11 protein-coding genes and 1 riboswitch are annotated in these 10,640 nt (G+C 67.8%); of the genes, 5 read left to right on the forward strand and 6 right to left on the reverse strand.

The window, feature by feature from the left end; all coding sequences use genetic code 11:
* Positions 1 to 122: 122 nt before the first annotated feature.
* On the reverse strand, positions 123 to 1,214 hold the full coding sequence (locus tag JNN06_RS01040; protein WP_291237742.1) for a GTP-binding protein: 1,092 nt from the start codon (positions 1,212 to 1,214) through the stop codon (positions 123 to 125).
* 84 nt (positions 1,215 to 1,298) lie between these two features.
* A riboswitch (cobalamin riboswitch) is annotated at positions 1,299 to 1,487 on the forward strand.
* A 32-nt stretch (positions 1,488 to 1,519) separates the two neighbouring features.
* On the opposite strand from JNN06_RS01040, the gene JNN06_RS01045 reads away from it, so the two are divergent.
* Complete coding sequence (locus JNN06_RS01045) at positions 1,520 to 1,915, forward strand: DUF1636 family protein (protein WP_291237743.1); 396 nt, start codon at positions 1,520 to 1,522, stop codon at positions 1,913 to 1,915.
* A 7-nt stretch (positions 1,916 to 1,922) separates the two neighbouring features.
* Here JNN06_RS01045 and JNN06_RS01050 read toward each other — a convergent pair whose 3' ends face one another.
* Positions 1,923 to 3,218, reverse strand: coding sequence for an acetylornithine deacetylase/succinyl-diaminopimelate desuccinylase family protein (locus tag JNN06_RS01050; RefSeq protein WP_291237744.1), 1,296 nt, complete (start codon positions 3,216 to 3,218; stop codon positions 1,923 to 1,925).
* A gap of 126 nt (positions 3,219 to 3,344) precedes the next feature.
* Here JNN06_RS01050 and JNN06_RS01055 point away from each other — a divergent pair, with 126 nt between their 5' ends.
* Together JNN06_RS01055 and JNN06_RS01060 are read left to right on the forward strand one after the other, a co-directional pair.
* Entirely contained in the window at positions 3,345 to 3,608 is a 264-nt protein-coding gene (locus tag JNN06_RS01055; RefSeq protein WP_291237745.1) for a hypothetical protein, read from the forward strand.
* 17 nt (positions 3,609 to 3,625) lie between these two features.
* Positions 3,626 to 4,279 (forward strand): DUF1523 family protein, encoded by a 654-nt coding sequence (locus tag JNN06_RS01060; protein WP_291237746.1) that lies wholly within the window; start codon positions 3,626 to 3,628, stop codon positions 4,277 to 4,279.
* A gap of 230 nt (positions 4,280 to 4,509) precedes the next feature.
* On the opposite strand, the gene nagA is transcribed toward JNN06_RS01060, so the two are convergent.
* The 4 genes from nagA to JNN06_RS01080 are packed head-to-tail and all read right to left on the reverse strand — an operon-like array spanning position 4,510 to position 8,271.
* The gene (gene nagA, locus JNN06_RS01065) at positions 4,510 to 5,640 is read right to left on the reverse strand and encodes an N-acetylglucosamine-6-phosphate deacetylase (RefSeq protein ID WP_291237747.1); all 1,131 of its coding nucleotides are present in this window, start codon (positions 5,638 to 5,640) and stop codon (positions 4,510 to 4,512) included.
* Positions 5,640 to 6,665: an SIS domain-containing protein gene (locus JNN06_RS01070; protein ID WP_291237748.1), complete on the reverse strand. Its 1,026-nt coding sequence runs from the start codon at positions 6,663 to 6,665 to the stop codon at positions 5,640 to 5,642. Before JNN06_RS01070 ends, nagA begins: the two co-directional genes overlap by 1 nt.
* A complete protein-coding gene (locus tag JNN06_RS01075) occupies positions 6,662 to 7,432 on the reverse strand; it encodes a GntR family transcriptional regulator (protein ID WP_291237749.1) in 771 nt (256 codons plus the stop codon). The genes JNN06_RS01070 and JNN06_RS01075 overlap by 4 nt, the downstream gene beginning before the upstream one ends.
* The gene (locus tag JNN06_RS01080) at positions 7,432 to 8,271 is read right to left on the reverse strand and encodes a BadF/BadG/BcrA/BcrD ATPase family protein (RefSeq protein ID WP_291237750.1); all 840 of its coding nucleotides are present in this window, start codon (positions 8,269 to 8,271) and stop codon (positions 7,432 to 7,434) included. The genes JNN06_RS01075 and JNN06_RS01080 overlap by 1 nt, the downstream gene beginning before the upstream one ends.
* 152 nt (positions 8,272 to 8,423) lie before the next feature.
* Here JNN06_RS01080 and JNN06_RS01085 point away from each other — a divergent pair, with 152 nt between their 5' ends.
* Both JNN06_RS01085 and JNN06_RS01090 read left to right on the forward strand, forming a co-directional pair.
* A complete protein-coding gene (locus JNN06_RS01085) occupies positions 8,424 to 9,299 on the forward strand; it encodes an N-acetylmuramic acid 6-phosphate etherase (RefSeq protein WP_291237751.1) in 876 nt (291 codons plus the stop codon).
* 39 nt (positions 9,300 to 9,338) lie between these two features.
* Entirely contained in the window at positions 9,339 to 10,589 is a 1,251-nt protein-coding gene (locus JNN06_RS01090; RefSeq protein ID WP_291237752.1) for an ABC transporter substrate-binding protein, read from the forward strand.
* The last annotated feature ends 51 nt before the right edge of the window (positions 10,590 to 10,640 follow it).

A 10,640-nucleotide genomic window follows, 5' to 3' on the forward strand; every position in this document is an offset into this window, starting at 1 on the left:
ACCCCCCCCCCCCGCCCCCCACCGCGTAGCGCGGGGCCCCCCCCCCCGTTTTTGTTCTCAAAAACCTTGGGGGGGGGGGGGCGGGCCGGGGGGGGGGGGGCCCCCGCCCCCCCCCGACGCGCTCACCGCATCCCTTCGGCAGGGCTGTTGAGGAAGGCGAGGCTTTCCTCCAGCACGCCCTCGGCCAGATCGCGCCCGATGATCACGATGCGCGATTTCCGGTCACCGCCTTTCGGCGCACGGGCCAATTTCACAGGCGGATCAAACACATGCTGCACGCCATGGATGGCATAGGGCTCTGCCTCGCCCTCCAGCCAGATCAGCGCCTTGAAGCGCAAGATGTCGGGCCCGCGCAGCTGGATCAACGTGTCGATCCAGATGTTGAACAGGCCCGGATGGATCGGCTGGTCGATCACCGCCGAGACAGAGCGGATGCGGTCATCATGCTTGGCGGCCCAGGGCTGGGTGGCGTTGAAGGCGGCGCCGAACAGCCCGTGCTGCGAGCCGAATTGCGTCAGCGCGGGCAGCGGCTTCGGCGCGGCGGCGGCGTTCACCCAGGCCTCGGCCTGGGTCGCCTGCGCCAGCTCCGCCGGGATGCCAAGGCCGAACAGCGCGCCCGCAGGCACCTGCCCGCGCGCGGCCAGAATTTGCCGCGCGGTGGGGGCAATGGTTTTCAGGCGCTTCTGAAAGGTGGCCAGCGCCTCGGCGCTCACCAGATCGGATTTGGTCACCACGATCAGATCGGCCATCGCCACCTGCGCCACCGCCTCGAAACCCTTGTCCAGGGTGGCCGGTCCATGCGCGGCATCGGCCAGCGTCACCACGCCATCCATGCGATAGGCCTCGGCCAGCGGTTTTTCGACCAGCAGCGTGTGCAGAATCGGGCCGGGATCGGCGAGGCCCGAGGTCTCGATCACCACGCGGTCAAACTTGGCCTGCCCGGCCTTGCGCCGTGCCGCCAGATCGGTCAGCGCGCGGGTGAGATCGCCGCGCACCGCACAGCACATGCAGCCCGATTCCAGCAGCACCATTTCCTCGGTGCTTTCCACGATCAGGTCGTGATCGAGGCCGACATCGCCGAATTCATTGATCAGCACTGCCACCGGCCCGGTGCTGGCATCCTTCAGCAAGGCATTGAGTAGCGTGGTTTTTCCGGCACCCAGATAGCCGGTGATCAGGGTCACGGGCAGGCGTTTATCGGCTTTCGGCGGCATGGCGGGCTCCTTGAGGTCGGGCGTGACCCTAGCGGTGCGATGCGGGAAACGCCAGATGGGGTCTTGACCGGAGGCGCGGCTGCGGGCAGCTTTGGCCGCGATGGTGCCCGGTATCAAGGCCGGGTGAAAAGGGAATGCGGTGTAAGCCCGCAACTGCCCCCGCAACTGTAAGCGGCGAGCGCCCTCCAACCGCCACTGGCCCGCAAGGGCCGGGAAGGCGGAGGGTGCCGCGACCCGCAAGTCAGGAGACCTGCCATCAGGAACCCATAACCAATCCCGGGCGGGGTGCCCCGGAAGGAGGACAGATGACCAGCGTTCCGCGCGAATTTCGCGTGTCCGCGGTGCCGACGGCGCCGCTTGCCACCCGTATGGCCCTGCGCCAATGCCAGGATTGCACGCATCGCGGCGGGCCTTGCCTGCCGGGCCTGCGGTTGCTCCAGCGCCTGTCGCAGGCGGTGGGGCAGGCCGCCATGGGGCCGGAATTCGAGATCTCCGGCCATCTGGACAGTGAGGCCTGCGGGCAGCCTTGTCGTCTGGCTTGGCGCGCGACCGAGGCGGGCACCTGGGTCTTTGGCGATGTGGCCGAAGGGGCCGATCTGGAGGCCTTGGTGCAGGGCGCGGCCCGGCTTGATCCGGCGGCGCAAGGCGCGCTGCACGGGGCGGCGGCGGTTCTGGTGGCACGGGCAGGCGCGTTGAACTGAGGCGCCCTCACCTCAGCAAATCTGCCAGCACCAGCGCCATGACCAGCGCGCTGTCTTCCATATCCTGCACGCCAACCCATTCATCGGGTTGGTGCGCCAGATGCAGCAGGCCCGGCCCATAGGCGATGCAGTTCTTCATCCGCCCGATGCGGTCGATATGCTTCTGGTCATAGGTGCCGGGCGAGACGACATGTTCCGCCACCCGGCCCAGAACCCGCTCGATCGCGGCGGCGGTCGAGCGCACGATGGGCGCATCGGGCGCGGTTTGCGTGGGCTTCACCTCGAACAGATCGCGGATCGCGTAGTCAAATCCAGGGCGGCTGGCGCGCAGCCCGTCCAGCAGCCCGGTCACCTCGGCCTTCACCTCGGTCAGGTCTTCCTCGATCAGGAAGCGGCGGTCCAGGATGATGCGGCAGCGATCCGCGACGCAGGGGGCGGGCAGGCCGGTATAGCCCGGCTCGGGCTCCGGCTCGCCACCATGGATGGAGTTGATGTTCAGCGTCGAGGCCCGCGCGCCTTCCGGCACCACCGGCATGGCGGTGCGTTTCTGCGCCAGCAGCGGATAGAGCTTGCGTTCGATCTCCTCCAGCACGGCGCCCATATGGCGGATGGCGCTGTCGCCCAGGAAGGGCATGGAGCCATGGGCGATGCGGCCCTTGGTCTCCACCTCGGCCCACCAGACGCCGCGATGACCAAGGCAGATGCGGTCCTTGTGCAGGGGTTCCGGGATGATGACATGCTGCACCCGGTCCGGGTCGAACCAGCCCTGTTCGGCCAGATAGGCCACGCCGCCATAGCCGCCGGATTCCTCATCGGCGGTGGCGGAGATTTCGATGGCGCCGCGATAGTCGGGGCAGGCGGCGATGAAGGATTCAGCGGCGATGATGCTGGCGGCCAGCCCGCCCTTCATGTCGCAGGCGCCCCGGCCATAGATGCGACCCTCGTGCAATTCGCCGCCAAACGGGTCGCGGGTCCAGCCATGGCCGACCTCCACCACATCGTGATGGCTGTTGAAATGCACACATTCCCCCGGCCCGCTGCCCGCGCGCCGCGCCACCATGTTCCAGCGCGGATGCGCCTCACTGTCGCCCGGCGCCCCCTCGGCCCGCACCAGCGCCACCACAAAGCCCTGCGCCGACAGCCGGTCTGCCAGATAATCGCAGATCTCGCGGTAACAGCGCCCCGGCGGGTTCAGCGTCGGGATGCGGATCAGGTCTTGCGTCAGCGCGATCAGATCGGCGCGGCGCCCGGCAATCTGGGCGTTGATCTCGGCGAGAAGGCGGGAGGAGGGGTTTGCGCTCATGCCCCGATGATGGGTGCGGCGGGAGGTTTTGCCAAGCGCGGCATGGCTGCCCTGTGGCGGAAAGTGCCGAAGATGGCTATCTTCTGCCCAAGCCGGGCCAGCTGCCCGGCGAAAGGAGCTGCCGTCATGGCCATTCTGCGCGCCTGGGTTCTGGCCTTCCTCGTGCTGACGGTATTTTACTGGCTGCTGCGGGTCTATTTCCGCTCCACGCACCGCGAGGCGCTGGAGAAGCGGTTCGAGGCCGAGGGCCTGCCCGGCGACCGCGAGGCCTGGGTCGAGGCGCAGATGGCGGGCCATAATCGCAGCCTGCATCTGAAACTGTTGTGGCTGGTCTATATCCTGCCGATGGTGGGCATCGCCATCACTGTGTATCTGGTGAATTACGACTGAAAAGGAGGGGGCCGCGCATGTGGACCTATATCAAATGGGGATTCCGTCTGACGATCTTTGCGATCGTCGCGGCCTTCCTGCATTACACCCTGCCGCAGCGCGACGTTGTGCGCCTGACCGGCACCTATAACCGCCTGACCGAGGTGGGGGCGAATGCGATCTTCTACGCCTCGCCCGACAGCGGCAGCACCACGGCCACGGTGGACAGGCGCGACATCCGCTTCATCGAGGCGGTGTTCCCCAATGGCAAGGTGATGGTCTATCGCAACGAGGATACCGGCTGGATCTGGCCGCCCTATTTCAAATATGACAGCTCGAACCTGCAAGCCGAGGCAACGAACCTGGTCTCGCCCAAGGAAAAGCCGGAATGGGTGGCGGTCACGCATTATGGCTGGCGGATGCCGATCTTCTCGATCTATCCCAATGCGGTGAAGGTGCGCGCGGTCGAGGGGCCGGATGTGCAGCTGATCCCATGGGTCAGCATCATCGTGCTGGCGTTGCTGGGGCTGGCCTGGCTGATGCTGTGGCGCATGTGGCGGCAGTTCCGCGAGCGGATGATCGACCCGGCGGTGGATGATCTGAACGTGAAGCTCGACGAGCTGGACGCCAGCGCCGATGCAGCGCGCGACCGGGCGAAGGGGTTCTGGTCGCGGTTGTTCGGGCGGAAATGAGCCCTGAGCTTTTGGGCGAGGCCATTGCCGAGCCCATGTGGCACCCTGTCCGCTGTTTGGGCAGGTGGCCCAAAGCCACCGGCTGAGCTGCCCGCCCCGCCTATGGCGGGCGCTTCGCACCCGCCGGGGCAGGTACTGGTCTTTGTCGTTCTTGTGGATGTGGTCTTGTGTCGCCGTTTCGACATGGCCGGGAAAACGCGATGCGTTTTCTGATCCGGCCAAGGCAGGTCTCATGCAGGCGCGATCAACCAATCCTCACCCGACCACACGCCCGTCAGGCTGAAATCCTGCGCCAGCAGCACCAGCTCGGCGGCGCGACCGGGGGCAATGGCGCCGAAGCGGTCCGCGACCCCGATCAGCCGCGCCGGGAGGGCCGAGGCCATGGCCAGAGCCCGCTCCGGCGTGATGCCCACCTGTTGCACCAGCGTGGCAATCGCCTGCGGCAGGGTGAGGTCGGCTCCGGCTAGGGTGCCGTCCTCCAGTGTCAGCCGCCCGTCGCGGCGCAGCACACGCCGCCCGTTCAGCAGCATCTCGGTTGCATCGGTGCCCGCAAAGGCCATGCAGTCACTTACCAGAAACACCCCGTCGGGCCGCGCCGCCAGCGCCGCCCGCATGGTGGCCGGATGCACATGAATGGCATCCGCGATCAGCCCTGCCGCCGCCTCGCCCGCCAGCACCGCGCCCACCAACCCCGGCGCACGATTGCCCATCTGGCTCATGGCGTTGAACAGGTGGGTGGCGCAGCGCGCACCGGCCTTGAACGCCGCCTGCGCCAGTTCAAAGCTGCAATCGCTATGGCCAAGGCTGACCACCGCGCCCGCCCCGGCGAGGGCGGCAATCTGCTCTGGCGTGGCGCTTTCCGGCGCCAGCGTCACCATCAGTGCGGGCAGGCGCCGCGCCGCCTCGCAGAGGCGCGCAAGGTCTTCGGCCTGCATGGGCCGGATCAGCGCGGGATCATGCGCGCCCTTGCGGCGCGGGTCGAGATGCGGGCCCTCCAGATGCAGGCCCAGAAAGCCCGGCGTGCCGATGGCGGCAAGGCCCGCGGCGATCACCTGCGCCGTGGCCTCCGGCGTGTCAGTGATCAGCGTGGGCAAGACCCCCGCCGTGCCAAGCGCCCGATGCGCGGCGCAGACCGTCGCCAGATCGGTGGCGGTGGTGGCGCCGCTGACCAGATGGCCGCCGCCGCCATTCACCTGCAAATCCAGAAAGGCCGGGGCGAGGATGCCTCGAACCCGGGTGACGTCGCGCGCCTCGGCCTCGGGGATCAGCGCGGCAACCTTGCCGCCTTCGATCACCACCGCCAGACCGTCCTGCAAGGCCCGGCCGTCAAACACTCGGGCGCCGGAAAGCGTGACCGCCATCACACCGTCTCCGTCACCTTGCGCAGATGCGGCGGGGTGTCGGGGTCAAAGCCACGCCGCCGCGCCAGCCCCTCTACAAAGGCGTAGAAGGCCGCGATCATCACCAGCGGCGCCACGATCGGATGCAGGCCCGGCACCGAGGGCAGCCGGGTCGCCCCCGGCACATCGGCGCCGGTCACGAAGACATCGGCCCCTTGCGCCGCCAGCCGCTCGGCCGTGGTGCAAAGCTGCGGCAGGGCCGCATCCTCGATGCCAAGCGCCAGCACCGGGAAATGCGCCTGCACAATGGCCGCCGGGCCATGCAGCACTTCGGCGGCGCTGTAGGATTCGGCATGGATGCCGCAGGTCTCCTTGAACTTCAGCGCCGCCTCATTCGCCACGGCAAAGCCGGGGCCGCGCCCCAGCACAAAGGCTGAAGGCGCGCGGGACAGGCGGGCCGAGAGCGGCGCCCAATCCAGCTTCACCGCCTGTTCCAGCGCAGCGGGCAGCCCTGCGACGGCGGCGCGCAACGCCTCATCCTCGCGCCATTCCGCCAGCAGGCTGAGGCCCGCCAACACGCTGGTGACAAAGGTTTTCGTCGCCGCCACGCTGCGCTCCTCGCCCGCCTGCAAGGGCAGGCACTGGGCCGAGGCCTGCGCCATCGGGCTGTCGGCATGGTTGGTGATGGCGATGGACAGCGCGCCGCCTTCGCCCGCGCTGCGCATCATTTCCACAATATCCGGGCTGCGGCCCGATTGCGAAATGCCGATGCAGGCCGCCCCTGCCAGCCGCAAGGGGCGGCGATAGATCGAGGCGATGGACGGCCCGACGGAGGCGACAGGGATGCCTGCCTCCAGCTCGATGGCATATTTCAGATAGGTCGCCGCGTGATCCGAAGACCCCCGCGCCACCGTCGCGATCAGGCCGGGGTTCTGGCGGCGCAGCGCGGCAGCGGCGGCCACCACGGCAATGCGCGAACGGTCGAGGAAGCGCGCGGCGGCCTCGGGGATCTCGGCCACTTCGCGGGCCATATGGGTCTGGGTCATTCGGCTGTCCTTTCGCCATCCGGCGCAAGTTTCAGTTCCACGGCGAAATCATAGGCATCGCCGCGATAGAGGGATCGGGTGAATTCGACGACCCTGCCCGAGGGCAGGTAGGACACGCGCTCGATGCGCAGGCCCGCCACGCCGGGCATGACGCCCAGCAATTCGGCATCGCGCACGCCCAGATTGGCGGCGGAAATGCGCTGCACCGCGCGCACCGGGCGGCAGCCCCGCGCCTCCAGCACGGCATAAAGCGAGCCGGTCACCGCCTCCGGGTCGGGCAGGATCGGGCCGGGCAGCGAGGCGCGTTCAATCGCCAGCGGCACACCATCGGAGGAGCGAACGCGTTCCAGCCGCGCCACGCGATCCCCGGCGCCAAGGCCAAGCGCCATGACCTCCTCGGGGGCGGGGGCGTGCAGGCCGCGCGCGATCCAGACGCTTTCGACCTGCCGCCCGCGCCGGGCCATATCCTCGGTAAAGGAGGTCAGCAGCGACAGCGCCTGTTCCAGCCGCTCCACCTTGGGCGCCACGAAGGTGCCAGAGCCGCGCCGCTGCACCAGCTGCCCCGAGGTCACCAGCGCCTCCACCCCCTTGCGCACCGTGACGCGCGACAGGCCGGTCAGCGCCGCCATCTCGCGCTCGGGCGGCAGGCTGTCGCCCGGTTTCAGCCGGCCCGAGGCGATGGCCTCGGCAATCCGGCGGTGCAGTTGTAGGTAAAGCGGCCCGGCGCCGGTCTCGTCAAAGCCCTCGGGCGAGAACAGGTCTTCCATCATGCCTCCATCGCGGGGGCCAGCGCGCGCGCCATGGCCAGCGCCCCCTCCACCCCGCTGCCAAGTGCCGGGCGAATTGTCCAGAGGCTGCCAAGCTGCGCGGCATAGGCCGGGCCCAGCCCGCCGAGGAAAGTGACCGGCAGCGGTGCCGGGCCTTGCAGCGTGTCCAGGATGCTGCGCACCTCTGCCACTGCCGCGCCGAAAATGGCGGTTGCGGCGGCGTCATCGCTGCCCGTCAGCCGGGGCGCAAGCGCGCCGAATTCCGCCGGGCGGGCGGTGGTTGCAAAGCGGATCACGCCTTCGATGCCGCCGAATTCCGCCAGAATGCTGCGCAGCAAGGGGGTCATCTCGGCAAAGCCATCCTCGGCCCGCAGCGCGCGCGCAAGCAGCGCCCGCCCCAGCACGGCGCCGCTGCCCTCATCGCCCAGCAGGAAGCCGCGCCCGCCGAATTGCCGCATCTCGCCACCACGTTGCACCGCAAAGACCGAGCCGGTCCCCATCGCCGCCACGATCCCGTCCTCGCCCCCGAGCGCACCGCGCGCGGCGGTCACGGCATCGGTGACCACACGGGTGCGGGCGAAGGGCAGGCTGCGGCACAGCGCCTCGGCGGCGCTGCGGATATTGGCCCCGGCCAGCCCCAGCACGGCGGTGACGCGCGCGGGATCGGCGCCTGCCAGCGCGGCCTCGGCTGCGGCCAGCACATTGGCGCGGGTGCCCGCGAGATCGGTGTTCACATTGGCGGGGCCCGCGCTGCCGCGCCCCAACACGTGGCCCGCCGCATCGCTGGCCACTGCGCGGCACCCCGTGCCGCCCCCGTCGATTCCCAGAAAGACTGTCATGGCGATTCCTCTTGTCGACAAGATACCAAAAGCATACCAAATGGAAAGGCAAATCTATAAGTAGCTGAAAAGCCTTGTTTTGACGGGTAGAATAACAAGGTGCTTTACAATTGGTATTAGTTTGGCATTATTGATGGCGACGGGGGAATCACATGACCATACGCACGACCGAAGATCGGCATCCGGCATCTGACGGGCTTCACGCCCGCTCGGGCCCTGCTGTTCTGGCCGATCTTCTAGCGGCGCAGCAGGCCGCGCTGGCCGCTGTGGAGGCGGGTTTTCCCGCTCTGCTGGCGGTGGCCGAGGCTGCGGCGGCGGCGCTGCAATCGGGCGGCAAGCTGGCCTATGCGGGCGCCGGGTCGTCGGGGCTGATGGCGCTGGCCGATTGTCTGGAACTCGCGGGCACCTTCGGGCTGCCACCCGAACGCACGCCCATGCTGTTTGCAGGCGGCGCCGATGCGCTGCTGCATCTGGTCGGCAGTGTCGAGGATGATCCGGCGCTGGCCTTGGCCGATGTGGCGCGCGCCGGGCTGGCGGCGGGGGATGTGGTGCTGGTTCTCTCGGCCTCGGGCCGCACGCCCTATGCGCTGGAAGTGGCGCGGGCGGCGCGGGCGCGCGGCGTCACCGTGGCGGGTTTTGCCAATGTGCCCGGCGCGCCGCTGCTGGATCTGGCCGACCTGCCGGTGCTGATCGAAACCGGGCCAGAGGTGGTGACCGGCTCCACCCGCATGGGGGCGGCCACCGCGCAGAAAGTGGCACTGAACATGCTGTCGGTGCTGGTGGGCCTTCGGCTGGGCCATGTGCATAACGGCTTCATGGTCAATGTGGTGGCCGACAATGCCAAACTGATCGACCGCGCCGCAAGGATCGTGGCCTCGGTGGCGGGCGTGTCGCGGGCAGACGCGGATTTGGCGCTGGCCGCTACAGACGGGGCGGTGAAACCTGCCATTCTGGTGGCAGGCGGCATGAGCCCCGAGGCGGCGCTGGCCGCCCTCAAGACTTCGGGCGGGCATCTTCCGCCCCGATGACGAACGGATTGAAAAACAATAACCAACCGGGAGACTGACATGAAATCGACGCTGCGTTTCGCGCTTCTCACCTCGACCCTGCTGGCCGGTGCCGCGCAGGCCGAGGATGTGACGCTGACCATCGAAAGCTGGCGCAATGATGACCTTGCGATCTGGCAGGAAAAGCTGATCCCGGCCTTCGAGGCCGCGCATCCGGGCATCAAGGTGGTCTTTGCCCCCACCGCGCCCGCCGAATACAATGCCGTGCTGAACTCCAAGCTCGATGCCGGGTCTGCGGGCGATCTGGTGACCTGCCGCCCCTTCGATGCCTCGCTGGAGCTGTATAACAAGGGCCAGCTGGCCGATCTGAGCGGTCTGGCCGCCATGGCCAATTTCTCGGATGTGGCGAAATCGGCCTGGCAGACCGATGATGGCAAGGCCACCTTCTGCGTGCCGATGGCCTCGGTGATCCATGGCTTCATCTATAATGCCGATGCCTTTGCCGAGCTGGGCATCGAAGTGCCCAAGACCGAGGCCGAGTTCTTTGCCGCGCTGGACAAGATCAAGGCGGATGGCACCTATATCCCGATGGCCATGGGCACCAATGACCAGTGGGAAGCCGCCACGATGGGCTATAACAACATCGGGCCGAATTACTGGAAGGGCGAGGAAGGCCGCAAGGCGCTGATCGCCGGCACGCAGAAGCTGACCGATGAGGCCTGGGTCGCGCCGTTCCGGCAACTGGCCAAGTGGAAGGATTATCTGGGCGACGGGTTCGAGGCGCAGACCTATCCCGACAGCCAGAACCTGTTCACCTTGGGCCGCGCCGCGATCTATCCGGCGGGGTCGTGGGAGATCAGCGGCTTCAACACGCAAGCCAGCTTCAAGATGGGGGCCTTTGCGCCGCCGGTGCAGGCCGCGGGCGATACTTGCTATATCAGCGACCATACCGACATCGCCTTGGGAATGAACGCGAAATCGGCGCATCCCGAACAGACCAAGGCCTTTCTGGAATGGGTGGGCAGCCCCGAATTCGCCACGCTCTATGCCAATGCGCTGCCGGGCTTCTTCAGCCTGAATTCCACGCCGGTGACCATGGAAGACCCGCTCGCCAAGGAATTCGTGAGCTGGCGCGAGACATGCCAGCCGACGATCCGCTCCACCTATCAGATCCTGTCGCGCGGCACGCCGAACCTGGAGAACGAGACCTGGAACGCCTCGGCCAATGTGATCAAGGGCACCGAGACGCCGGAAGATGCGGCCAAGCGTCTGCAAGACGGTCTGGCCAGCTGGTATGAACCGCAGAAGTAAGCTTTGGCGGTAAGGCCGGGGGGCTGTCGGCCCCCCGGACCCCCCGAGGAT

This window comes from Gemmobacter sp. (assembly GCF_016792925.1).
In the GTDB taxonomy this organism is placed as follows: Bacteria; Pseudomonadota; Alphaproteobacteria; order Rhodobacterales; family Rhodobacteraceae; genus Gemmobacter.